Raw genomic sequence first — 25,860 nt, 5'->3', positions numbered from 1 at the left:
CTTGCAGTACCATTCGACTGCATAAGTCCCTCATACTGACGATGCTTTTATCTAAAGCAAAACCAATCCAACAGGACAAAAATGTAAAAGTGTCTAAAGCGGGGTAGTCATTTTTAGGCAGTGGTTTCCAAATATCTTTCATGAGTTTTGGAAAATTTATTAGCATATTTTATGATATGCTTGAGGTTTATATTGACTTCTACATCCTATCTATAATAGGCGTTTTGGTATGACTTTTTTCGACGTTCAACACTTCTAGAGATGGACATGATGGTATCTAGAATTTATTTGGTCAGATAAAAGAAAAACAGGAAAGAATTGAAATTTTGGATTGGTATCATTTAATCGAAAACCTCTATAAATTTGGCGGGTCATTCCAGCGAATTGAGGAGGTAAAATGTTTTCTCTGGAAGGGGGAAGTGGACGCGGCTATCTCTTGTTTTGAAGAATGGTCAGGGCCGCAAGTGGGGAATTTTATTACTTATTTGAACAAGTATAAACATCGAATTGTTAATTATGGTTATTTGCAGGTGGAGGGGATTTCGATTGGCTCTGGCGACCTTGAATGAAAAATTAAACAAATTGCTCATCCTCTTAAAATTACTGGTGCAAGTTGGGAATCTGGTAATGTACTGCAAGTCCTTCGTCATCGCTGTGCTTATCTAAATGGTTGCCTTTTTTAACTTTTTTATTGATCTGATTAAGCATTTCTAGTTATTGTAAAGGTGAGATGCTCCCAATTTAATCTCTCTAAACGAACACCTGTTCTCACTGGCTTATATGTAAAGTTTTGTGTAGAAGCTCAACATTTCTGAATTGTGGTATACTGTGACTTGTGGCAGCCTTTTAATATTTATAATCAAAAACTATAGATGTTTACTTCCTACGCTCAGAACTTTGAAGATGTAATTCTCAATCGAATTTTTAAAGATAAAGAATCGGGTTTCTATATCGATATCGGAGCGCACCATCCCGTTTACGATTCAGTTACAAAAGCTTTTTACGACCGAGGTTGGCGGGGTATAAATGTAGAACCTGTACGGGATTTTTTTGAACTCTTACAGCGAGATAGACCCCAAGATGTTAATTTAAACTTAGCGGTTGGCGAGCAAAAAACAACACTTGAATTTTTCGAGTTACAGGGTAGTGGTTTTTCAACACTCGATAGCAATATCGCCATCAAACTAGCTGCCGAGAGGCAATTAGCTCTATCTTGTTATGAGGTAAGCGTTACTACCCTCGCCGAAATTTGCCAGAAATATGGCTCTATTGCCATTGATTTTCTTAAGATCGACGTAGAAGGATGGGAAGAGCAAGTAATAGCGGGAAACGATTGGGACACTTTCAGACCTACCGTAATTATTATTGAAGCGACTATTCCCAATTCTCCCGTTCGTCGTGAGACTAATATTGCCAGTTTTTTAGAGGAAAAAGGCTATGATTTAGTTTATTTTGACGGATTAAATGATTATTACCTAGCGAAAGAATCTAGTCAATTTAGATTTCATTTTCAAACTCCTCCTAACGTCTTCGATAATTTTAGTCTTTTTAGAATTAAAGATTTAACCGATCAAACGATTCTTCTAAATAAAAGTACACAAGAACGAGATAGAGAAATCACCATATTAAACCAATGTTTGGAAGACGAACGATTTGAATCTCAACGTCTATCTCGAGAGCTAAAAAAACTAAAATTGTTTAAAGATGAGCAGGTCAAATACTATCAAATCAAAGAAAGTGAACTACAAATACTAATATCTCAACTGAACCACAAGATTCTAGATTTAGAAGCCTTAAAAACTGATTTATACCAAGCCCAAGAGAAAATTTTAGCCATGGAAAGTAGTAAATTTTGGAAACTTAGATCTTTTTGGTTTCGCTTGAGAAAACGACTGGGAATCTCTGGGGATTAAATAATATAACAAAACTTGATTACGACAGAAAAAAATTTAGCAATATATGAAATTTTGAATTGGCAGAGTCAAGAAATAATAACAAACCAATTAATTTTTTGTACAAGGAAACTACAAATGAGTCAAGAACTAGAGATGAAGGTCGAGTCCAATTTGTCTTCATTTGCCAGCGGTCAAAATCAAAAAAGATTGGCAATTATCACAATTTGTTCTAATAACTATTTCCCTTACGCTAGAGTTTTATTTTCCTCTTTGCGTCGCTATCATCCAGAAGCAGCCCTATTTTTATGCCGAGCCGACAATAAATCAAACCTAGAATTAGGCATCGAAGGGGTCAAAATTATTGAGGTACAAGATTTAGATATACCTAATTTTTTTGATTTTGCTTTTCGGTACGATATAATGGAGTTTAACACAGCAGTTAAACCATTTGTAATACGACTACTGTTGGAAAAATGGGATTTTGGGCGAGTCATTTATCTGGATCCTGATATCGAGTTATTTGCCCCGATGACCGTTGTTATTGAAGCACTCGCAAAAGGTGCGGATTTTGTTTTAACTCCCCACATCACTGCACCAGCCGAAACGGATTACTATCCGGACGATATCGCAATGATGAGGTCTGGAATTTATAATCTCGGCTTTTTGGCCGTTAGTAACAGTGAGTCTACTCTAATTTTTCTTCATTGGTGGGGGAGACGACTAAGATTTTACTGCTTAAATCAAATTGACAGGGGGATTTTTGTCGATCAAAAATTTATCGATCTACTACCGAGTTTCTGCGAGCGGGTGAAAATTTTACGCCATCCTAATCTTAATGTCGCCTATTGGAATTTATGGCAACGTAATTTAGAAAAAACTCCAGAAGGATGGCGAGTTAACGGAGAACCTTTAATCTTCTTCCATTTTAGTGGAATCGACGTTAAAAGTCCTGCCCGTCTTTCCAAGCACACCTCTAGGTATAAAGAGAATTTAGAACCTGTTCTACAAAATTTAATCTCCTACTATATCGCTCAGTTAAAACAATTTGGCATTAAGGAAATTCAAATGCTGGATTACGGTTACGGTAGTTTTAGCAATCAAGTTCCGATCACTAATCTGATGCGATGGTGCTATAGAGAAATCGAGGAGACTTGGGTAGATAATCCCTTTCAAACTTTCCATAAATTTCTCAATGAACCCTACTGGCAAGGTGCTGCAAAAGGCCTATATCCTTTGACTAATTTAATGTACTATTTTTGGGCGAAAGAGTCCAATCTACAGAAGCTATTCGATCTAGACGATCCCGATGGACGAAAAAATTACGCTAAATGGTTTATTCAAAACGCCACCGAACACCGCATTGATGAATATTTTGTGTCTCCTATTCTCGAGCGCTTTGCCGAACAATTTAGCTTACCCCGCCCGTCCTCATCTCACCGTCCCATCGATCCAAGCGAATATGATGTTTGTGTTATCGGCTACCTTAAAGCCGAGATGGGAGTGGGACAAGCGGGGCGATCGGTTTTGAAGAGTTTGGCGACGACTGGGGCGAGAGTCCGGGGCTTTAACGTATCCGTTAATGTGAGCGCCCGTCAATCCGATTGCTCTGTTGCGTCGCTTCTCTCGTCCATACCCGATGCCCGCGTACAGATTTACTCGGTTAATGCCGATCAACTCGCCGTCGTTTCCGAGGCAGTTGCCCCGTTATGTCAACGATCGTCCCAGTATCGAATTAATATGCCTTTTTGGGAAATCAGTCGGTTTCCCAGTGATTGGATCGCTTCCTATGGAGACTTCGACGAGGTTTGGGCTCCCACGCGCTTTATCCAAGCGAGTGTACAGGGAACTTTAGACCTGCCAGTTGTTTGGATGCCGCCTGCCGTTACCTTAACGGATTTCGAGTCGGTCGATCGAAGTCAATTTAACCTTCCTGCGGAGGCTTTTCTGTTCCTGTTCAACTTCGATTTTTCCTCCTACTCAACACGCAAAAACCCCCTGGCCGTGATCGAGGCTTACCGCCTCGCTTTTCGTCGTCGTCCCCTCAAAGTTGCCACTGCTCTGGTGATCAAAACAATGGGACGGGATGCGGACGGAAATAATTTAGAACGACTCTTGAAAATGACCGAGGAAGAATCAGACATCATTATTATTAACGAGCAAATGACTTACAGCGAAGTCCTTAGTCTAATGAATTGCTGCGATTGTTATGTCTCGCTACATCGCTCGGAAGGATTCGGTTACACTTTGGCGGAAGCCATGCTACTCGGCAAACCAGTGATTGCCACCGATTATTCTGGAACGAGAGACTTTGTCGATCAAACCACTGCGTTTCCAGTCAAGTATAGATTGAAATCCCTCGAAAAGGATGACTACCCTTTTGGGGAGGGACAGAAATGGGCTGACCCCGATCTCGACCATGCGGCCTGGCTGATGCGGAGAGTTATTGAAGATGAACCCGATACTGGCAGAATCGCCCTTGCGGGAAGACACAAAATTCAAAGTACCTATTCTCCCGATCTGGTCGGTCAAAACTATCTCGATCGCCTCCGAAAAATCGGTGTTCTTTAGACGCTATCGATAACCTTTTTGTTCAGGGTAATCGCACGTTGATTGAGTTCTGAAATTCTGAGAAGTTGGCCTAAAATTCGATGGCTAACTCAGGCTTGTGTCTGATACTAAATCCGTTGAGTATAGGATACTTATGAGGACAGGCAAAAGGCAAAAGTCAAAGGGTAGAATAAATAATCAGTTTTTAATAACTGGATTTAGTCTGAACCGATCACCAACATCTCTAGATAGGGTCTGCTGAAAAAGTTTTTCCTGGGGGTAGGAGTCAGGAGTCGGTCGTCAGTAGCCGGTCGTTTCAGGCTTTGTTGCCCTTGTTTTTTGTACCAAGTGATGTACTACAAGAAAGATAATGCAAGGTTTTTGAAAGTCCCAATCCTATTTTCGCAGCATGAACATCGGACTTTAACAGGTCAAAAGCTTTATTTTAAAAGGGTTTTACCATTATTCAGCAAGCCCTAGATATTCTACCGCTCTTCCGGGAGTCTTAGGAGAACCATAATCTTCTCCTATTTCTTACAACTAAACAAGAATTAAAAATGCTAGAATGAGAGTACGAGTAAGAGGTGATTTACGGGATTCGCTGGGATTGTTAAAGGGCTTAAACTGCGGAGGTGTCTTCGAGCGAACACAACCCGAAGTCGGGCGGGTTTTTGTAAATCTTTACAACGGTTTATAACAATTAAAGTCCGAATCGATAAGTCGGGGAGGATCGCCATGAGGATTTCTAATGCTGTATTACTAATACCTAACCTTGAGGTTCAAGAGGAGGTTCCCGACCTCGTAAACATTAACGGGTTAACCCCTTACCAGGTGATCGGCGATTTCAACGGACAAGATATTGGTCGGCCTGAGGATGGGGTAACTCCCGCCCTGTCTGTGGAGCCTGACGGCGGGCCGATCCAAGGGTCAGAAAAACTGGTTAGCGTTGCTGCAACCTTTCAAGACCCGATTCAATCTCCTATTGCGATAAACTCATTGGATGACCAGTCGATTAGAGGGGGGGATGATAAACAAGTTCAGCCTGATCACTCTGCTCAAGAAGTTTTTGATGGTGGTGGGATCACTGCGTCGCCAGTATTGATGGCCTTCGACAATCCGGATGACTCTTCTCTGATGGAGGCTCAGGAAGCTAGTGTCATGAGGGTGGATGCCGCCGTGGCGGCCACAATCCCGGTGGCAGTGCCCTTTACTCCAGTTTTGCCGCCAGCTGCGATCCCGGTGACAGTGCCCTTTACTCCAGTTTTGCCACCAGTAACTCAACCGATTACGATTTCTCCACCTAGAACTATTACTATTGGCGGACAAACAGTTGTGGTCGATCAACAACTGGTTAGTTCTGCGGTGAACGCTTTGTTTGCCTCGGTGAGATTTATGGAACAAGACCAATTATTGAACAATCCGGTCGTCCGTTTCTCTAATCAAAACGTTCCTGGAACTCATTTCTATAGTGCCAGTGCCGATGAGGTTACGAATGTTGTGTTGAACTATCCGGAATTTCAATTAGATGGCATTGCTTTCCTCGTTGGCATCCAACCGGGAGACAATCTCTTGCCCGTCCATCGCTTTGCCAATCAAAACATCCCTGGAACCCACTTCTACACTGCTAGCGAGGCGGAAAGACAAAATGTCGTCGCCAACTACCCGGAATTTCGCTACGATGGCATCGCCTATTACGTCTTCGACACGACTGCTAATCTCGGAACCGATGTACATCGTTTCTCGAATCAGACCGTCCCCGGAACCCATTTCTATACCGCTAGTCAGGCGGAATACCAAAACGTCCTGGCGAACTATCCTCAGTTTCGTTACGACGGCATCGCTTACGAGGTGAACATTTTGTAAACGTCCGAGATAAATTGCTAAATCGCGTCAGATTCAAATCTCAGTGCGGGCAAAGTTACGGTGTTGTCAGATCAGAATATGAAAGATGCAATGCAATCCTTGCTATCAAAGTAATTTCAGTTTCAAGCTGATTCGGATCATCTTTCGATTTGACAACGCCAAGTTACTGCCCCTACTCTGTATTATATAGCGTTTCCTAAGCTAGTGAGGTACACATATTTTTCTTCCCTTGTACCTTTTGCCTAAAACCCATAACTTTTGTACCTCAGCAGACTGAAAAACGCTATAGATAGTGGCGATTTACTATCTATAGTCATTTCAGATAAGTCTGATACAGTCTAGACCGACAAAATCCCGATGAACTCTGGAATTGATATTCTCAATCTTAATTGAAATGACTATAAAACTCAGCCGTGTTGCATAAATATTAAATGTTTATTGTGGTAGGGGCTTTTGGTTGGACAGGGTTGTTACATTGGGAGTGTAGCAAATATCTTCAAACTCAGGAGGTGATTTCCTCCATGTGCGCTACATCATTTCCCTCTTTGGACATTCACGCAATCGCCAGCGAACCAGTCGCTGTCAACATCAGTCTAGAAGCTCCCCCCCTCAGTCCCCGAAACTGGCTGGACGGGGTTTTTACTCGCTACTGGTTGCGCTCGATTTCTGACTCGCTACTGGAGTAGGGTTATTGAGTTTCACATCTCAAAGGAAACGCCATAGCACCCTTGAGTTTGAGATGGGAGAAGATTATTATGAATAGGTTATTAAAAAACACCAACTTTGCGGGACTCGAACAATACAGTGACCTGTATTTTCCTCTAGAACAATCTCTAACTACCGCTGCTTCTTGGTTAAAGGGATTTCTAAGTCGTGATGATTTTATCCCAAAAATTCAATTAGCTTTTGGCGACGCAGTGAATGGGAATGAGGCTAAACTACTCATTGGGCAATTGGCACAAACAGATGCTGATGTCTTACCTAAAATCGAGATTCGCTCTGCTTCGGAGATTAATGGGGCAAATGGTGCATTTGCTGGACAAAATTATACTATTTATCTGTCGCGGGAATTCCTCGAACAAAATAGTAACAATCAAGGCGCAATTGTTGATGTCATACTGGAGGAATTGGGACACAGCATTGACTGGAAATTGCATCCTGATTTAGATACTCCTGGGGATGAAGGGGAACTGTTTTCAGATTTAGTGCGGGGAGTGACATTAAGTGAGCCAGAATTACAACAGTTAAAGACAGAAGATGATAGCGTTATTGTCACCATTGATAGAGAAGTTGTCCGGCTAGAGCAAGCTTCAGAAGTCTTTCTCCGCAATTTTAAGGCACCTCGCGGACTGGTTGTCGATAACCAGCAAAATCTCCTAGTTTCAGAAACTGACATATTATACAGCGACAATTCTCTGATCAAATTTGCTGCTGATGGCAGGCTGCTCAATAGGCTCTCAACCGGATCGGCCTCTACTTCTGTTAAATTGGCTACATCGGGAAATTCAACGAGCATTTTTGGACTAAGAGATGACGGCATCATTTTTCGTCTCGATCCGAATACTTTCACTGTCACTCAGGTATCAAATATTCGCAATCTTAGCCTTGACAGGAGTTCTATTTATAACATTACTGACGACACGATACATGATCTGTCTTGGCTGGGGCATCCTGATTTTTCTAAATACAACGACATCGCAGTTAAGGAGCTTGGCAATGCCTATGACTTATTTATTACTGGGGCATCTAACTCTGGAATTAATCCATTTGTCATCAAAATTCGTATTGGTTTAGATGGAGCACCCATCCCAGGAGAGTCGAAGGTACTCATGGCAGGCACACGAGCGCAAAGGTTACCTTCTAATTCTAATTTAGGAACAGTTGTCTTTCCAGGTCCAGGTATAGCAGTTAATTCTCAAGGTCAAGTTCTTACTACTCTTCCCACTTTAGAGCCAGGAGAAAGAACTACACATATAGATTTAGTATCTTTCCCAGCCACTTTTAATGCAGCCGATGGCATTCAACCTAATGAACGCCCAAATATTCTCTTCAATGATATTGATAGTGTTGGCATGACAGCTGATACATCGGGGAATTTCTACGTTCTCGCCAATGGAGCTTTATCTCTGGGAATAATGGGAACAGCATTAATTGCACTTCCTTCTACCCTAAATACTATTGCTTACCAAGAAAACTTAGGCAATCCCACATTTGATATATCTCGCGGAGATGTTACCGCCGCTCCTGATAGTTCAATAGTTTACCTAACAATGAATGATAAGGTATTGCGTCTGAGATTATCTATTCCGACTCCCAATCCCAATCCTAATCCTAACCCCAATCCTAATCCTAACCCCAATCCTAACCATCCAAATTCGTTAAACAAGCTTAATACTGGATTTACCCGCTTCCAAAATACTGGTGTGCCAGGTACTTACTTATTTGCTGGTCCTGAAGAAACGGCCAATATTCGGCAAAACTTCCCCGGGTTTAAGGAAGAAGGGATAGCTTTTCGGGTAGGGATTGAACCGAACGACGATTTGTTGCAATTTACTCGCTTCCAAAATACTCAAAGGCCAGGTACTTACCTGTTTGCTGGTCCAGAGGAAGCGGCAAACATCCGCCAAAACTTTCCCAGCTTTAAAGAAGAAGGTGTAGCGTTCTACGCCTTGGATTCGAGCCGAAACTTGGGAACGCAAATGTATCGCTTTCAAAACAGTAGTGTACCAGGAACTTATCTATTTGCCGGACCAACCGAGAAGGATAATATTCTCGCCAACTTCCCCAACTTCCGTTTAGAAGGAGAAGCCTTTGAAGTGGTAGGGTAATCTGAATCAAACTTTAAAAACCAAGTTAGGGATTGTTTCTCCCTGCTCCAGTACTCCCAACTCTACTATACCTTTTAAACAGGATTTAGTATGATAAACACCTGAGAAAAACTGCTCAGTTTCAAGTTATCGCTCTTCTGGGACTCTGGCAAAAGTCTTACAGGCTCTAAACTCTAGCTCTCTTATGGGGTAAACCTTCAATCTATCGCTAACTAACAGAAACCCGAATTTGAGTTTTTATTAGAAAAAAGGTTAGCGTTCGCTTGTCAACCGAGGGTTTCAGAATCTGGATTCGGTCAGGGATTTCTGAAAGTTCCAGAAGAGCGATAAATAGGAGTGAGTGCTTGACTTTGGCGGCAGCTTGGGTTATGATTCTCTCATAGTGGGATGTTTGTGTTTATTATTGAGTACTTAGATTGCCATCATGAATAAACTCTTTTAAAAAAATTATCCCAAAATCTGCCGACAAAAGCAAGCAAAATTTTGCCATCAATTGTTAAATTTTGTTAAGAAAAATAACAATAGTGACAAGGGATAGGACTACCTTCGCTGATCAGAGGGCTTTTGGGGGAATTATAGAGATGTGGGCCTGATTTTTAGCTTTCTAGTAAAGACGACAAAACCACTACACCCTATAATACTAAATCCGGTTATTAAAAACTGATTATTTATTACCCCTCTTGCCTTTTGCCCGTCCTGATATGTAGCCTATACTCAACGGATTTAGTATGAAAACCTGGTTAGAAGATCACGGTATTTTACCCGCTTACGGTGGGGGGGTAATCATTGGCATTACCCTCTGTTTTTTCGGAGCTGCGACCAATACCATGGCGGGATGGTTGTATGCTATCTCTGGGACGACGATCGCTCTTTTAATTTTATCGATAATTTTACCCCGTCGTTCCCTTCTTCCTCTGAAAGTGCGTCGTCTTGCCATTGTACCCGTGAGTGCAGGAGACGATCTTAGTATTAGCCTAGAGATAGAAAATACGAGCAATCAGCCGATAAATCTGTTAGAAGTGACAGATATACTGCCTATAGTTCTCGATCGGTCAAAAATAACCCCAATAGAAGCGATTGCCCCCAAAAGTTGCCATCGTTGGACCTATTATTTACCCACCAGTAAACGGGGTGTTTATCAATGGCAAGAAGTACAATTAAGAACAGCGGCCCCTCTCGGTTTATTTTGGTGTCGTCGTTGTCAGCAAGCAGCGGCTAAAGCCTTAGTTTATCCCCAAATTTTACCCTTGCAACAATGTCCCCTGATCGATTCCCTCGGTCAAGAGATGGCACAAGAATTAGAAAATAATCGCTATTATCAAAGGGCTAGTCAAGGACTTACCCGTAACCTGAGACAATATCGCCGGGGTGATTCTACCCGTTTAATTCACTGGAAAACTAGCGCCCGTTTGGGAGAATTGCAAATTCGGGAATTAGAAGTGTTGACGGGGGGACAGGAAGTGATTATCTGTCTCGATACCCTCTGTGATTGGCAAGAAGACAGTTTTGAACGGGCGATTATTGCCGCTGCTTCCCTCTATTTTTATGCCCATCGTCGGCAATTAAATGTGAAACTCTGGACCGGTGAAACGGGTTTAATTCAGGGGGAAAGGGTCATTTTAGAAACTTTAGCCAGTATAGATGCAAAAGCTAGTCAAAAAAAGGCTAATCTGCCTAATTTACCGCTAATTTGGTTGACAAGTAACTTCAATTCCATCGAACAACTCACCCCCGGCAGCCGTTGGTTATTTTTCCTCGCTGCCGATTCTAGGGAGAGTCCTTCCGTCTTAATCCGACAGTTTAGCGGATTGGCGATCGAACCAGAAACTTCTCTACAACAACAATTGCAAAAACCCCCTCGTTGAGAAAATTTCTGTTCCCAGTCTAGATTGAGAGGAAATTCTCCAGAAAAAAATACTGGTATCCCGGAAAAAGATGTTATGATAGAAAAGACTCGGACTCATGCGATCGCAACGCCTTAACCTTGTCAGGACCGGAAGGTAGCAGCAATACGGGATGCTTGTGACTGGCGTGATCTCCGGGTCTTTTTGTTGCCTGTGACGGTCACTGTCGTGAACGCTTTCAAAATTTTTCGATCGCTTACTGGTGAAACTCGTCGTCAACTACCGATCCTCTTCGTCACGGCGCTGTTTTTCTGGATAAGTATCACCACTCTTGTCCCCACTCTCCCCACCTATATTAAATCCCTAGGCGGTAGCAAACAGGATATCGGTTTTGTCATGGGGGCCTTTGCCATCGGTTTAATTGTATCGCGCAGTTGGTTAGGCAATCTAGTTGATCGCCGCAGTCGCAAATTAGTGGTTTTATTTGGAACTATTGTCGCCGCTACCGCACCCCTCGGTTATCTATTTTTTCGCGATCTTTCCTCTTTATTCGCCGTCCGCGCCTACCATGGTCTCAGTATTGCCGCTTTTACCACTGGTTACAGTACCCTAGTGGTGGATTTTTCCCCCGTTCGTCAACGGGGGGAGATAATTGGTTATATGAGCTTAACTGCACCCATAGGCATGGGAATCGGTCCGGCTTTAGGCAGTTATCTCTACAAATCGATCGGTTATGACGGTTTATTTCTAGTTTCCGCCACATCAGGAGCGATCGCCTTTCTCTTGGGTTTCTCCATTCAAGAACCCGACTTCAAGAAAAAATTAGCGGAAATGAAGGCAGAAAATCCGACAATTGAGCGCAGTTTCTGGGCATTATGTCAAGAGCGGGCTTTTTTAGTTCCTACCTTAGTTTTTCTGCTGGTTGGTACTTTATTCGGCGGTTTAGTCGCTTTTTTACCCCTGTTTCTCCTCGAAAATCAGATACCTTTCAGTGCCGGTCTATTCTACAGTTATGCGGCAGTATCGGGCGTAATCGGACGGATTTTGTCGGGAGGAGCCAGCGATCGCTATGGACGGGGTTTATTCGTCACTATTAGCGTTTTTTGCTATGGTTTATCCATGTTGGTTCTATCTTCTGGCCGATCTCCTTCCGCTTTAATTTTAGCCGCTATTCTCGAAGGTACGGGAGGGGGGATTTTATTCCCTATGTTACTGGCTTTAATCTCCGATCGCTCTGGGCCCCAAGAACGCGGCCGGGCCTATTCTATCTGTATCGGCGGTTTTGATGTGGGAACAGCCTTAGCCGGTCCAATTCTGGGGGTTTTAGCAATTTCCTACGAAACTATGTTTAGTTTATCATCAGGATTAGCTGTTATTGCTCTCTTTCTCTTTTTTACTCTCTCTAACCCCACTATACGCCATTCTTTTCTCTTCGCTTTCGGTTTAGAAAAAGATCGTTATGCTCTGCGCGGACAAGTACAATAAAAATGATTTTAATTGCCTCATATTTTTTCAGTGAAATTGAATTAGCAACGATAGATAGGGTTTGCGGCAAAAAGTTTGTTGGTGGAGGCAGGGTGTGGTGTGTGGGGTTTTACCGATTTTGAGGGGGTCAATTATCTAATTTTCAGGGAAAAAGTCCAGGGATTTTCCCCCCGATCACTCCCATATTTGATACTTTTTGATTTGCAAAAAGTCTAAAAGTCTTACCCAACAAGGTTTTTAGATTTATTCAGCAAGCCCTAGATATACATTCCAGTCATCGAACTACTTAGTTAGTACACAAGCTAATACTAAATCCGTTGAGTATAGGCTACATATCAGAACAGGCAATCATGCAAGAGGCAAAAGGAGGAATAAATAATCAGTCTTTAATAACCAGATTTGGTATAAAAGCAAGCTGTGATCGGGTTATAATTTTTAGAGATGTCTATTGATAAGTGGGGAGAGGGGAGAGGCGAGTGGCGAGAATAAATAAAAGCAATTTCCTGACTGTTGACTGTTAACGACCGACGATCGACGACTGAGGACTAAAATAACCGATAATCGAACTACCTGAAGTATTGATCCCCGTGGTGTGGTACTGTCAATTCAGTGTATTTATTTATTTATCCGCACTGGCTTAAGATTTGTCGCTGTTGTCATCCCCTTCTCCTGTCGCTGTTTTTGAGGCTTTCTATGACCGACATTCCTTTCACCCTAGACCAACTGAGAATTCTCAAAGCGATCGCTGCTGAGGGAAGCTTTAAACGGGCGGCAGATACCCTGTATGTATCCCAACCGGCGGTCAGTCTTCAGGTACAAAACCTCGAAAAACAGCTAAATGTGCCTTTATTTGACCGAGGCGGTCGGAAAGCCCAATTAACAGAAGCGGGACACCTACTCTTAAGCTACGGCGAAAAAATTATCACTCTCTGTCAAGAAACCTGTCGGGCGATCGAAGATCTACAAAATCTGCAAGGGGGAACCCTAATCATCGGTGCTTCCCAAACCACGGGAACCTATCTTCTTCCCCGCATGATCGGGATTTTTCGCCAAAAATACCCAGAAGTATCCGTACAGCTACAAGTTCATTCCACCCGTCGCACCTCTTGGAGCGTTGCTAACGGTCAAGTGGATTTGGCCATTATCGGGGGAGAAGTTCCCGCCGAATTACAAGAAACCCTGCGGATTATCCCCTACGCAGAAGATGAACTGGCTTTAGTTCTGCCGATTTTTCATCCTCTGTCTAAGGTAGAAATGATTCAAAAAGAGGATTTATATCGACTAAAATTTATCACCCTCGATTCCCAATCGACGATTCGCAAAGTCATTGACAAGGTTTTAACTCGTTGCGATATCGATACCAAACGCTTAAAAGTGGAGATGGAACTTAACTCGATCGAGGCGATTAAAAATGCCGTACAATCTGGTTTAGGGGCGGCTTTTGTCTCGGTGACAGCGATCGAAAAAGAATTACAAATGGGAGTTATCCACGCGACCAGAATTAAAGATGTGGAAGTGAGGCGCACTTTGTCGGTAATTATTAACCCGAATCGTTATCGATCGAAAGCTGCCGAAGCTTTTACCCTAGAAATACTACCCCAATTCTCCACCTATCCCGAATATCTGGCTGACGACCACAACTTTGAACCGATTCCTAACTCGCAAACCGCCGAAATTATGAGTAAATAAGTCCATCGAGATGGGCAAAATCTCCCTCGGAACATTGAAACTATCTCTTGGGAAAATTACTGCCGGGATAAATTACTTTTTTATCGACTTTAATCCAATGGAGACTTTCTAAACGACTTCTAAGATTAGTAATAGTTACTCCCAACTCGTCGGCGATCGCATACAGATGTCCCCATTTTGTCAAGTCACGTCCCTTGATGGCTTTCTCTAACTCACTCATCGCCATTAGTAAACAACTGGCAAAATATTGTGCTTGCCATTCAATTCTTTGGCTAGAATCAACTGTCCGACACAGAAAAGGTTGAATTGTCTCTAAGGAATCTCCCTGATTGATTCGATCCAAAAAGTTAGAGACGGCCGTTTGATTAATATGAAGGACAAAATGACCAATTTCATGAGCTAAACTCGAATTTTTAAAACCTTCTTTTGCCAAGGATGAATTTTGAGAATCTTTTAAGAATTTTACATCTTCATTAAGAATAATTTTCTTTTCTGTGGGAATAATCATTGCGGCGATTTCTCCCTCTTGATCTGGCTTTATATCCGTCCATTCAATAGCTAAATCAAAATAATCAGACGCTGCTTCCGCAATATCGCAATTTTTTAAGGGACGACGACGATTAGCTTTTACTTTCTTGAGAATATTGTCTGCCTGAGCTTCAATCTCTGTTTTGGGAATAAAACTATAGGGTTTAATAATATCCAAGATATTTACTCCTCTGGTTCTAATTTTGTCGCCTCAGAAATAATTTTTTGGGCAAAATTGGGATTGTCTTTCATGCGACGCAATAAAATTGGCATTTGTTGGTATTTTTGAACTAACTCCTTGAAGACTTTTTGATCATCTGAACTAATTCGTCCTGCCAATTCCCCTAATGTTTGAGCATTTAATTTTAAATGAGTCGCTAAGGACTCAATAACCTGCTGACTAGGAGGATAACCCGCATGATCATTTTCTAGCTTCGATAGATAGGTATAGTCCACCCCAATCAACTTAGCTAGTTCTCTCTGACTATATTCCTCCTCTCGACGAGCTTTGCGGATAACCTGTCCAAATGTTTCTGACACTGCTTTTCTCCCAACCGCTCAAAAAAATTATATCAAGGGTTGACTATTTCAGTCAACATAGGCTAGAGTTAGTTCATCGGCGTTGATTATTTTAGTCAACACCAGAGCAAACACTGCCGTATCATCCTAGCATTATCCTGACCGAGGGAAAAAAATCGTGTCCTGCCAGTTTCCCAAAAAGCCTTGGTATCCTCCGATGAGCTATAGTCTTTGGCGATCGCTAAAACCAGCGATTGGCTATGAAAATTGGCATTGTCAGACAAAACGGGGGTTTGAAAAAGCGCGAAACAAAGAACCAGAAGTCCAAAGATTACTATCACAAGATAATCAACCGCAAAAAATTGGTAAGTTGGCACAACGGGGAGTTTTTGAGTTTCATCAAGAGCCGGTGAGATTATCGGGTTCCCATGGGGTGGAACAAGTGGCAGAAATCCTACAATTAAATCAAGAATCGCCAGAGATTCAAGCCAGGGTTTTAGTAATTTTAAACAATTACTATCAACAACCAATTTTATTGAATCAAGAGATTATTAATTTATCTAGAGGCGATGAAGGTTATCCAGAACCTATTGTTATCGAGCAAGGTAACTATAAGTTTAATTTGTCCGCTGCCTTTGATTGTATTTTTAGAGAAGCTGATGACACTATACATATTTTAGATTTGAAAACTGGTCAATCTAATTTTGATCGTCGTCAGGCTCATGTTTATTTACTAGCGGCTAGTTACCGTTATCCTCAGGAAAAAATTGTCGCTTCTTTTTACAATTTAGAAACCCAAACAAGCTCAGAAAAAATATCCCTGTCTTCCGAGGCAATAGAAGCAGTTAAAATCGAACTAGCTTTCCTGTCCAAAAAACATCAGCAACAACTAAAAAAATATAAAGATCACCCCAAAGATTTTTATCATATTTTCCCGCCACAAAGTGGCTATGCCTGTCGTTATTGTCCGTTTACATCGATTTGTGATTATGCAAATAAGGAGGTTTAGATTATGAATTACACAGCAGCTAACACAGCCAATTCTCCAACATTTTTGAGTGAAATTAGTTCCTTAACTCTCAAGAATAATTGTTTAAATTGTTTTAAGCTTAATCATCAAGTTACTAGAAAAATAGGTAATCGTTTTAGTTGGCAATTCAGTCATAAGTTTCCCGATGTGGTGGTTATTTTTGAAGATAATTGTTTTTGGGTATTAGCTAAAGATGAAAAATCTCTTCCCTCTCCACAACAGTGGAAAGAAGCTTTATCAGATATTCAAGAGGTTTTACGAGAAGATATTGGCGATCACTATTATTCTATTCATTGGCTAAAAGACTTTCAGATAACAGCTTTAGTTACAGCACAATTAGCAGTTAGAATTCTGAAAATATTTGGTAAATTTTCCTATCCAATAGTTTTTCCCAAAGATAGTCAGATAAGTGAAAACCAAGTACAGGTAAGGAGAGAAGTTAACTTTTGGGCAGAAATCATCAATGACACCGATCCGGCTATTTGTTTAACTGTTGAAAGTAGTATTGTCTATAGTGGAGATTTAGAACAGTTTTATGAAAATCACCCCTATAGACAAGATGCTGCTAAATTATTAGTAGGTTTAAAGGTTAAAACTATAGAAACCAATGGGATAGCTAAAATTATTAAAATAGCGGGTACAATTGGGGAAAAAAGAGAGGAACTATTAACAAAAGCTACGGGTTCAATTAGTCGAAGAAAATTAGAAGAAGCTCATCAAGAGCAGCCAGTGGTGGCGGTACAATTTGGCAAAAATCCCCGGGAGTATATTTATCCATTGGCAGCTTTAAAACCCTGCGTAACAGATAAAGATGAGAGTTTATTTCAAGTCAATTACGGAGAGTTATTAAAGGAAACAAAAATCTTCTATGCTGAACGACAAGAACGATTAAAGTTATATAAACAGGAAGCACAAAATACTTTAAATAACTTTGGTTTTCAGTTAAAAGAAAGAAGTATTAACAGCCAAGAATACCCAGCATTATTTTGGACTCCTCCCATTTCTCTTGAGCAAACTCCTATCTTATTTGGTAAGGGAGAAAGGGGAGAAAAAAGAAAAACTCTCAAAGGATTATCGGAGGGTGGTGTATATAAACGTCATCGAGAATATGAAGATCCTGCTCGTAAAATTCGTTTAGCTATTCTGAAACCAGCTAATTTGAAAGTGGGAGATTTTAGAGAACAATTAGAAAAGCGATTAGAACTTTATAAATTTGAGACCATTTTGCCAGCAGAGAATCAAATAAATTTCTCTGTTGAAGGTGTAGGATTTGAAAAAAGAGCTAGACTGGAAGAAGCAGTTGATCAATTAATTGGAGGAGAAATTCCTGTAGATATTGCTTTAGTCTTTCTTCCTCAAGAGGATCGCAATGCTGATAATACTGAAGAAGGAAGTTTATATTCGTGGATTAAAAAAAAGTTTTTGGAGCGTGGAGTTATAACTCAAATGATTTATGAGAAAACTTTAAATGATAAGAGCAACTATAAGAATATTCTCAATCAAGTTGTCCCCGGAATCCTAGCCAAATTAGGAAATTTACCCTATGTCCTTGCTGAACCTCTAGAAATTGCCGATTATTTTATTGGGTTAGATGTGGGAAGGATGCCTAAAAAAAATCTTCCGGGGAGTCTCAATGTTTGTGCAAGTGTGCGACTATATGGCAAACAGGGAGAATTTGTTCGCTGTCGGGTAGAAGATAGTTTAACCGAGGGAGAGGAAATTCCTCAACGGATTCTGGAAAATTGTTTACCGCAAGCTGAACTAAAAAATCAGACAGTTCTCATTTACAGAGATGGTAAATTTCAAGGGAAGGAGGTTGACAATTTACTGGCAAGAGCTAGAGCGATTAATGCTAAATTTATTCTCGTAGAATGTTATAAAACTGGCATTCCTAGACTTTATAATCTTGAGCAAAAACAGATAAATGCTCCCTCCAAAGGATTAGCTTTAGCTTTATCAAAGCGGGAAGTTATCCTGATAACGTCCCAAGTGTCTGAACAAATAGGTGTTCCTCGTCCCTTGCGCTTAAAAGTTCATGAATTAGGAGAGCAAGTAAATTTAAAACAGTTAGTTGACACTACCTTAAAATTAACTTTACTTCACTATGGTTCTCTCAAAGAACCCCGTTTACCTATCCCTTTGTATGGAGCCGATGCTATTGCTTATCGACGCTTACAAGGAATTTATCCTAGTTTATTAGAAAATGATTGTCAATTCTGGCTTTAGAGAGGAAAATTATGTAGGTAGTTACTAGGAATTGCACAACTTGTTTTTCTGGGGGAACAAGCTTTAGATTTTTTTCTTGTTTCTTTGAGCGAAAAATGTCTATCATCAAAGGCGATATTACCCCGCCAATTTATGTTACCAGCGATCGGTCAAAATCATCCTCAATCTGGTAATTATGCCCCCCTAGATAGCCATCTTTGGGCCGATGCTACCTATCCCCTCGGAGCGCATTATCAAGGCGATAGTGTCACCTTTGCCGTCTATTCTAAAAATACCAGTCAGATTCTTCTGGAAATCTATGATCGCCCGACGGGAGAAAACGCTAAGTATGATTACTGGTTGACAAAAAACCCCAATGATGATACGTGGCGAGCAAAAATCGCCGGTATTGCCCACGGCAGCTACTACGCTTTTCGCTGTTGGGGTCCCAATTGGCAATTTGATCAAAAATGGCAAAGAGGCCATAGTAACGCCGGTTTTCGGGCAGATGTGGACGATTTCGGCCATCGTTTTAACCCCAATAAAGTCCTCTTCGATCCCTACGCGCGAGAACTTTCCCACGACCTTGAAACCCCGGCCATGATCGCAGCCGGAGAAAATGCTGGAATCTATGCCACGGGAGAAGGGTATTACAAAGAAGTGATCCGGCGGCAATACGATACGGGTAAATGGTCGCCCAAAAGCATTGTGATCGCGCCGGATGGGACTTCTACCGGTACTCGTCCCCGTCTGGGGGCCGAAAAAGCGATCATTTATGAGGCCCATGTGCGCGGTTTCAGCAATCACCCCTCCGCTAGTCGTTTAGAAGACATTCTCAAGGGAATTACAGGTTTTGAGGAAGTGGCCAACGTTCCCGATCAGTACAGAGGAACTTATGCGGGGGCCGGCTATATGGCCAAATACCTGAAAGCGCTAGGATTTACCACAATCGAACTCTTACCGGTCCAAGAAACCGCTAACGATAATAACCCCGACGATCGCCCCGGCGGTAATTATTGGGGTTACATGACCTTTGGTTATTTCGCCCCCGATCGCCGTTATGCTTATGATCGCTCCCCCGGAGGACCCACCAGAGAATTTAAGGCCATGGTCAAAGCTTTCCACGACCAAGGTATGGAAGTTTATCTCGATGTGGTCTATAATCACACCGGAGAAGGGGGCAATTGGGGCAGCAACGATGTCACCCGATTTGTTAGTTTTGGTGGTTTTGATGTGGTGGAATACTATCAACTCACTGATGAACATTATCTAGTCGATGGGGCCACCGGCTGCGGAAATCAATTAAACTTCTCCCATATTGTCACCTGTAATCTGGTTCTTGATTCCCTCACCTATTGGTTAGAAGAAATGGGAGTTGATGGTTTTCGTTTTGATCTGGCCACCGTCCTCGGCCGAACTCCTTCTAGTCATGAACGAGAAGATTGGGGCAAACAAAAACAATTTTTTCCTAAGCATCCTTTGTTAGAAAAGATCGAGCAATTAGGCAAGAAATACGATGCCGAAATGATCGCCGAAGCTTGGGATATCTGGGGTTACGAAGTGGGTAATTTCCCGGCGGGTTGGGGCGAGTGGAATGGCCGTTATCGCGATGCAATCCGGCGTTTTTGCAAGGGAGATAGTAATACTTTTCAATTCATCGAACAGGTGAACGGAGATTATCACAATTTTAACGACCAAGGCGGACCACAAAAATCGATCAGTTTTATTGTTGCCCACGATGGTTTTACCCTGATGGATTTAGTCAGTTATAACAACAAAAATAACCTCACTCCCTGGCCTTTTGGTCCTTCCGATGGCGGCAAGAATAATAACGATTCTTGGGATTCTGGCGGTAATCAGGCCTTACGTCGCCAAAGATTACGCAACTTTTGGACGATTCAATTTTTATCTCGCGGTGTTCCTATGACTGTCTGGGGCGATGAATTTGGCCGCACTCAAAATGGTAATAATAATCCCTACAATATTGATAGTGTGGCCACTTGGAATAATTATGATATGATTGCCACCCGTTCACCCCATCTACTGCCCACCGGTTATCGGGAAGCTTATCATAATAATTTTGGCACGGGAACTAATCAAGAAGAACGCAATCCTTTATTTATTTTTGCCGCTTATATTGCTCACTTAAGAAACAATCATACAGCCCTTAAACAGCACCGCTACGGTGATATGGTTCTCGATGCGGGCAATAATGTCACCTATTTATTTAAAAAACCCGATGGGGTTAGCGATTTAACTGCCCATGATCGCTCTATTTGGTTTTTAATTGATGGTAGTGCCGTCGGTGATCACGATTTTTTGGTGTTAATTAATATGTATCATCTGCCAATGGATTTTCGTCTTCCCACCCCAGGCAATAATTATCGTTGGGTAAGAATTATTGACACGGCAGCTTGGGCAGAAAACGATTATAATTGTTGGTCTGTGGAGCAAGGGGCAGTAATTGCCGATAACTATAAAGTCAATGGTTTTTCGATCGTGGTTCTCGAGGAGATTAACTGAACTACCCACACCGATATCGGGGGTAATTTGGGGACAGATCGGGCAGCCGGCTAATATTGAGATCCAGATCGATTCCCAGCCGATTTCTGCTATATTTTTGGCAATAGGGAAATATAAACCCCTGTTGCATCTTATGTTTTACAACCCGCACTTAGCCCAAAATTGCCGTTAAATGTCTAAAACTAAAAGTAGTGTTATTATCCTAACCATAATTTGTATTATCGTCACGGCGATGGGAGTTTATCTAATCGGTGGTATCGACTCCCAACAATTACAGAGCTGGTTAAAACAAATGGGAATTATGGCCCCCATTTTGTATATTATTCTCTATACGATCGGGACAATTCTAATTCTGCCCTCTACCCCCTTAAATCTCAGTGGTGGCGCGATCTTTGGGGTAGTTATGGGAACAGTTTGGACAACGATCGCCGCTTTGGTGGCCGCTATAGTTGCCTTTGCTTTTACCCGTACTATTGGCCGGGAATATACCGCCAAAAAATTTCAGGGAAAATGGCAAGCGATCGATGCAGAAATGCAGCAAGGCGGCCTATTTTATATGTTTGCTATCCGTCTATTACCGATTATTCCCTACGGTATCGTTAACTTTGTTGCGGGATTAACTTCTATCCGTTTTCGCGATTATTTCATCGGTACTTTATTAGGCACTGTCCCCGGAATTTTACCGTTTGTCATGATGGGTGCGGGTTTAAAATCTTTAGGAAAAGGCGATATATTGCCCCTAATGGTGGCTTTTACCCTCATTGCTCTGTTAGTAGGTGTGGGAACTTGGTATCGTCGTCGTCGGCAATTTCCCCAGATAAAAAGTAAAAAGTAAAAAGTAAAAAAGTGGACGTTACATTAAAGGTAAAAAGGGTGTTGGGTGTTGGGTGTTGGGTGTTGGGATTTTAGGGTTTTGGGGTATTAGTTGAAATTTCCCTATTCCCCTATCTCCCCATTTCCCTATCCCCTGACCCCTGGCCCCTGACTCCCGACTCCTGACAGCGATAAAATTAAGTTAGATTAGGAGTATCCCGACCGAATCCTCGTTGCTAAGGAGATAGCGTATCGATGCCTGCCGCAGATTATAAAGATTATTATGCCGTTCTGGGAGTAGGTAAAACTGCCAGCGCCGAAGAAATTAAAAAAGCTTTTCGCAAATTAGCCGTCAAATATCACCCCGATCGCAATCCTAACAATAAAAGCGCCGAAGAACGTTTTAAAGAAATTAGCGAAGCTTACGAAGTCCTCTCCGATAGCGAAAAACGCCAAAAATACGATCAATTTGGACAGTATTGGCAACAGGCCGGGCGATCGAATTGGCCGGGTGGCAATGGGGGGGTTGACTTTGGTTCAGACGGTTTTGACTTTAGCCAGTACAACACCTTTGATGATTTTATCAATGAACTGCTCGGTCGCATGGGGCGCTCCGGCGGTACTCGCCCCCGTTCCCATTCCTACGGGACCCCGGGGGGAGGATTTGGCGATTTTAGCAATTTTAACGACTTTGCCGGCGCTCGTACTCCAGCGCAATCCGTCACTTCTGGTATCTCCACCGCTAAACTGCGTCTGAGTTTTGGGGAAGCTCTACGAGGAGTACAAAAACGGGTTAATTTAGCCGGAGAAATGATCGATATCAAAATCCCCCCAGGAACCAAAACCGGTAATCGTCTCCGGGTACGGGGTAAAGGACTAATCGATCCCTTGAGTAAACAACGAGGGGATCTATTTCTCGATGTGGAATTAGAACCCCATCCTTTCTTTACTTTTGAAGGCGATAATTTAACCTGTGAAGTCCCGATTACTCCCGATGAGGCGGTTTTAGGCACAGCGATCGAAGTTCCTACCCCCGATGGCATGGTGACGGTAAAAGTTCCCGCCGGTATTCGTTCCGGTCAATCCCTGCGCTTACGCGGCAAAGGTTGGATCGATAATAAAGGACAACGTGGCGATCAATTAGTCAAAATTGTCATCGATACTCCCAAAGAATTAACGGCGATCGAACGGCAATTATACGAGAAAATTAAATCTCAGCGTACCACCGATCCCCGTCGTCATCTCAGACAGGTGCAAATTTAGTTCCTAGCTAGGGTTTGCCGAAACAGTTTTTCTTGGTGCTGATTACTGTCTCTGGGGTTTATAGGTAGTTAGGTGTTAAAAATTGTCAGTTCTCCCCCTTATCAAGGGGGGATTAAGGGGGGATCGGCACCCCCCTTATCAAGGGGGGATTAAGGGGGGATCGATCTAGAATTTAACCTTACTAGCCAACCAATTAGTAATTAATTTGGGGCTATTTTTTTTCACCCAATAGAGAGCATAAATTCTGAATATAGGCTTAGAAAAACGAGCGATCGCTTTCATAATAAAATTTAAGTAACGACGATGAAACTTTTTATTAATTAAATTTAACGAACCCACATCGTAAAGACAGTCGATGATAATCCTAAAAGTCGTTTCCTCTCTTTGGAATAAACTATCTATTAACAATAGCACTTCCTGAATCCGTTGCTGTTTAAGCTGTTCCTCTTCGGAAACAGCCGAGAGAATCTGCTGCTGCTTAGATAATTTACTATCCGATGGGGTTAACATGATATGGTAAGGAAAAAATTAACTTGTTTTGATTTTATCCCTATTTGCTGATTTAGCAAGGCAAAACTCCCCATCTATCGCCGTTTTTAGGATAACAGGAGTCATTAACTGATCAGTGATCACTGATTACTGATCGCTGATCACTGATAATAACCCTTGACCGCCAAAACGGACAACATCGGTACAAAATAACCCCGTTTCCTCCTGCAAAGTTTCTATAGCTTTAACTGCCGCCTCCGGACTAAGATGAAAAGTATTTAAACTAATCCCCTTTACCTTCACCTCCCCGAAACTTCCTCCAGCGCTGGCAGTCATTTCGTAGAGTTTAATCACTTCCGTTAGGGGAGGGATGAGAATATCGGGTAAATCTTTGATATGAATTTGTCCAGCGCGATGGACGAGAATTAACCCCGTTGGTTGACTGCCACGCATTAAGGGCAAGGTAGCAGTGGATCCAGGGTGTAAAAGAGAACCTTGACCCTCAATAAACAGAATATCGTTATTTTCTGCCGATTCTAACACCAAAGCCTCGATCGCACCAGCAGCATAATCGACGCGCACCGCATCCAAGGGTACACCTTTTCCCGCGATCATAATTCCCCCCTGTCCAGTGGCTAAAAATTGCGATTTTAGCCCTTTTTCTTGGGCAACTCGGTGTAATTCGATGCTAGTGGACATTTTGCCCACACTCATATCCGTCCCTACCGTTAAAATACGCTGACAGGTTAAATTTTTCGCCCGCGCTTGCCCAATTTTTAAGCCTTGGGGTTCCAGACGGATATCCCAAATCCATTGATCCGGTTTAAGCTGAGAAAAAAGGGGTTTTAGGGGTGTATGGAGACCATTAACGAGGGATAACCCTGCCTTTACCGCCTCTTTGATTTCTTCTAGCCAATGGGGTGGTAAAATCCCTCCTGAGGGTGCGATGCCAATTAACAGGGTATCGGGATGATAGGTTAGAGCTTCCCTAACAGTAGCAACAATCGGCAAGGGGCGATCGATTCCAGCCACTTCTTTTAAGGTACTGCCGGCACTTTCTGCGTCAATAATCGCCACTACCTGCGCTTTCCCATAACGCAGATAACTTAATCCAGTTTTGCCGCGAGTTCCTTTGATTCCTTCGTGGAGAAGAATCGCTACTTTCTTGTCAGGAGTCAAATAATTAGTCATCTTTTGTCCGTAAACTAACACCCAAACCGGGGGAATTATTTGGTTGTAAACGTCCCCTTTCCAAGCTTAAACCCGTAAAGGGATCATCGCGTAAATTTAAATGACTATCTAGGTCAAGATAGTTGACAAGCGGGCCAAGATGTGCTAGGGCAGTATTGGCTAAACTGCTGTCAGAGTAACATCCGAACATAATTTGCAGTTGGCAAGCTTGGGCAATATGAATCATTCTCTGCACTTCGGCTAATCCACCAGCTTTCATTAGTTTAATATTAATGCCGTGGACTCGATCGGCCAGTTTCGGGATATCTTGACTAGAAAAACAGCTTTCATCGACGAAGATAGGTAGGGGCGATTTTTGGTATAAATCAATTAAATCTCGTTCTTGTCCCACGGATAGGGGTTGTTCCACATAAATAACGCCTTTTTCCTCTAACCATTGGCACATTTTCACCGCATCGCTCAATTTCCAACCACCATTAGCATCGACAGTTAGGGGCAAATGGGGGACAATTTCTTTAATAGCCAGAATTATAGCTCGATCGGCTTCTATACCGTCCGGTGAGCCTAATTTGACCTTTAATAAGCTAAAATCGCCGATTTCTAGCCAATCTAACACCCTCTTCCCCACATTTTCTGGAGAATTTAAACCAATAGTAACAGAAACCGGGGGAATTAAAGAGCGATCGAGTCCAAAAATTTGCCAGAGAGGTAAATTAGCTTTTTTGCCTAACCAGTCGTGCAGTGCCGTGTCAATAGCGGCACGAGTAGCCGAAGATATCTGATTTTGCCATAAAATTTTTTCAATTTCTTGGCGTTGACAGGGGTGAAAAGATTGTAAAAGAGGAGCGATCGAGTTTAATTCTTGCAGAATTTTATCGGTTTTTTTCTCCTCGCTGGTAATATCAAAAGGAGATGCCTCTCCCCACCCTTCGATATTTTCCTCGCTAATTTGCAGCCAGATATTAGTATTTTCGCTGGTAGTGCCGCGACTAATCGTTAAAGGTACTCGTTTATGAATAGTAGACCTCCTGCAAAAATAGGAACTGATTATGTAAAATAAAGTAAAACACTCAGAAAAACAATGACTTACGAAAAAGTAAAAAATTTGAATCCAGAAGAGTTTAAACGCTTTTGTGGAGTATATCCTG

General features: G+C 42.1%; 18 protein-coding genes, 1 other RNA gene and 1 pseudogene. 15 read left to right on the top strand and 5 right to left on the bottom strand.

Annotated elements, in window-relative coordinates:
* Positions 1 to 260: 260 nt before the first annotated feature.
* From IQ234_RS11285 to IQ234_RS11240, 10 genes and pseudogenes are all read left to right on the top strand, one after another.
* A pseudogene (locus IQ234_RS11285) lies at positions 261 to 683 on the top strand (ISKra4 family transposase); the annotation flags it as partial.
* Positions 684 to 872: 189 nt separating this feature from the next.
* Positions 873 to 1,913 carry an FkbM family methyltransferase gene (locus IQ234_RS11280; protein ID WP_193957144.1) on the top strand — a complete coding sequence of 347 codons (1,041 nt, stop codon included), beginning with the start codon at positions 873 to 875 and terminating at the stop codon, positions 1,911 to 1,913.
* Between the two features lie 117 nt (positions 1,914 to 2,030).
* The gene (locus IQ234_RS11275; RefSeq protein ID WP_228008474.1) at positions 2,031 to 4,463 is read left to right on the top strand and encodes a glycosyltransferase; all 2,433 of its coding nucleotides are present in this window, start codon (positions 2,031 to 2,033) and stop codon (positions 4,461 to 4,463) included.
* Positions 4,464 to 5,177: 714 nt separating this feature from the next.
* Positions 5,178 to 6,305, top strand: a complete 1,128-nt coding sequence (locus IQ234_RS11270) for a hypothetical protein (protein ID WP_193957143.1) — start codon at positions 5,178 to 5,180, stop codon at positions 6,303 to 6,305.
* A gap of 431 nt (positions 6,306 to 6,736) precedes the next feature.
* Positions 6,737 to 6,991: a hypothetical protein gene (locus tag IQ234_RS11265; RefSeq protein ID WP_193957142.1), complete on the top strand. Its 255-nt coding sequence runs from the start codon at positions 6,737 to 6,739 to the stop codon at positions 6,989 to 6,991.
* A 69-nt stretch (positions 6,992 to 7,060) separates the two neighbouring features.
* The gene (locus IQ234_RS11260) at positions 7,061 to 9,133 is read left to right on the top strand and encodes a hypothetical protein (protein ID WP_193957141.1); all 2,073 of its coding nucleotides are present in this window, start codon (positions 7,061 to 7,063) and stop codon (positions 9,131 to 9,133) included.
* A gap of 728 nt (positions 9,134 to 9,861) precedes the next feature.
* Positions 9,862 to 10,998 (top strand): DUF58 domain-containing protein, encoded by a 1,137-nt coding sequence (locus tag IQ234_RS11255; protein ID WP_193957140.1) that lies wholly within the window; start codon positions 9,862 to 9,864, stop codon positions 10,996 to 10,998.
* 86 nt (positions 10,999 to 11,084) lie between these two features.
* Positions 11,085 to 11,181: signal recognition particle sRNA small type (ffs, locus tag IQ234_RS11250), an RNA gene on the top strand.
* A 9-nt stretch (positions 11,182 to 11,190) separates the two neighbouring features.
* On the top strand, positions 11,191 to 12,462 hold the full coding sequence (locus tag IQ234_RS11245; RefSeq protein ID WP_193957139.1) for an MFS transporter: 1,272 nt from the start codon (positions 11,191 to 11,193) through the stop codon (positions 12,460 to 12,462).
* A 693-nt stretch (positions 12,463 to 13,155) separates the two neighbouring features.
* On the top strand, positions 13,156 to 14,151 hold the full coding sequence (locus tag IQ234_RS11240) for a LysR family transcriptional regulator (RefSeq protein ID WP_193957138.1): 996 nt from the start codon (positions 13,156 to 13,158) through the stop codon (positions 14,149 to 14,151).
* Positions 14,152 to 14,191: 40 nt separating this feature from the next.
* On the opposite strand, the gene IQ234_RS11235 is transcribed toward IQ234_RS11240, so the two are convergent.
* Together IQ234_RS11235 and IQ234_RS11230 are read right to left on the bottom strand one after the other, a co-directional pair.
* Positions 14,192 to 14,857: an ImmA/IrrE family metallo-endopeptidase gene (locus tag IQ234_RS11235; RefSeq protein ID WP_193957137.1), complete on the bottom strand. Its 666-nt coding sequence runs from the start codon at positions 14,855 to 14,857 to the stop codon at positions 14,192 to 14,194.
* Between the two features lie 5 nt (positions 14,858 to 14,862).
* Positions 14,863 to 15,219: a helix-turn-helix domain-containing protein gene (locus IQ234_RS11230; RefSeq protein WP_185239489.1), complete on the bottom strand. Its 357-nt coding sequence runs from the start codon at positions 15,217 to 15,219 to the stop codon at positions 14,863 to 14,865.
* Positions 15,220 to 15,415: 196 nt separating this feature from the next.
* Between IQ234_RS11230 and IQ234_RS11225 the strand changes: the two genes are divergently transcribed.
* From IQ234_RS11225 to IQ234_RS11205, 5 genes are all read left to right on the top strand, one after another.
* A complete protein-coding gene (locus IQ234_RS11225; protein ID WP_193957146.1) occupies positions 15,416 to 16,207 on the top strand; it encodes a PD-(D/E)XK nuclease family protein in 792 nt (263 codons plus the stop codon).
* A 3-nt stretch (positions 16,208 to 16,210) separates the two neighbouring features.
* Positions 16,211 to 18,454 carry a Piwi domain-containing protein gene (locus IQ234_RS11220; RefSeq protein WP_193957136.1) on the top strand — a complete coding sequence of 748 codons (2,244 nt, stop codon included), beginning with the start codon at positions 16,211 to 16,213 and terminating at the stop codon, positions 18,452 to 18,454.
* 132 nt (positions 18,455 to 18,586) lie between these two features.
* On the top strand, positions 18,587 to 20,956 hold the full coding sequence (locus tag IQ234_RS11215; protein ID WP_193957135.1) for a glycogen debranching protein: 2,370 nt from the start codon (positions 18,587 to 18,589) through the stop codon (positions 20,954 to 20,956).
* A 172-nt stretch (positions 20,957 to 21,128) separates the two neighbouring features.
* Positions 21,129 to 21,791: a TVP38/TMEM64 family protein gene (locus IQ234_RS11210; protein ID WP_193957134.1), complete on the top strand. Its 663-nt coding sequence runs from the start codon at positions 21,129 to 21,131 to the stop codon at positions 21,789 to 21,791.
* A gap of 233 nt (positions 21,792 to 22,024) precedes the next feature.
* Complete coding sequence (locus IQ234_RS11205; RefSeq protein WP_193957133.1) at positions 22,025 to 23,032, top strand: DnaJ C-terminal domain-containing protein; 1,008 nt, start codon at positions 22,025 to 22,027, stop codon at positions 23,030 to 23,032.
* A gap of 165 nt (positions 23,033 to 23,197) precedes the next feature.
* On the opposite strand, the gene IQ234_RS11200 is transcribed toward IQ234_RS11205, so the two are convergent.
* From IQ234_RS11200 to IQ234_RS11190, 3 genes are all read right to left on the bottom strand, one after another.
* Positions 23,198 to 23,542, bottom strand: coding sequence for a hypothetical protein (locus IQ234_RS11200; protein ID WP_002781516.1), 345 nt, complete (start codon positions 23,540 to 23,542; stop codon positions 23,198 to 23,200).
* Positions 23,543 to 23,668: 126 nt separating this feature from the next.
* Positions 23,669 to 24,712 (bottom strand): DUF1611 domain-containing protein, encoded by a 1,044-nt coding sequence (locus tag IQ234_RS11195; RefSeq protein WP_193957132.1) that lies wholly within the window; start codon positions 24,710 to 24,712, stop codon positions 23,669 to 23,671.
* Positions 24,705 to 25,760, bottom strand: coding sequence for a dipeptide epimerase (locus IQ234_RS11190; protein WP_416209678.1), 1,056 nt, complete (start codon positions 25,758 to 25,760; stop codon positions 24,705 to 24,707). The genes IQ234_RS11195 and IQ234_RS11190 overlap by 8 nt, the downstream gene beginning before the upstream one ends.
* Positions 25,761 to 25,860 lie beyond the last annotated feature (100 nt).

The sequence above is a fragment of the Microcystis aeruginosa LEGE 91341 genome (genome assembly GCF_015206885.1).
GTDB classification, from domain to species: domain Bacteria; phylum Cyanobacteriota; class Cyanobacteriia; order Cyanobacteriales; family Microcystaceae; genus Microcystis; species Microcystis aeruginosa_H.
The sequence above is the reverse complement of the archived record's forward strand: the minus strand, read 5'-3'. Positions and strand labels throughout refer to the sequence as shown.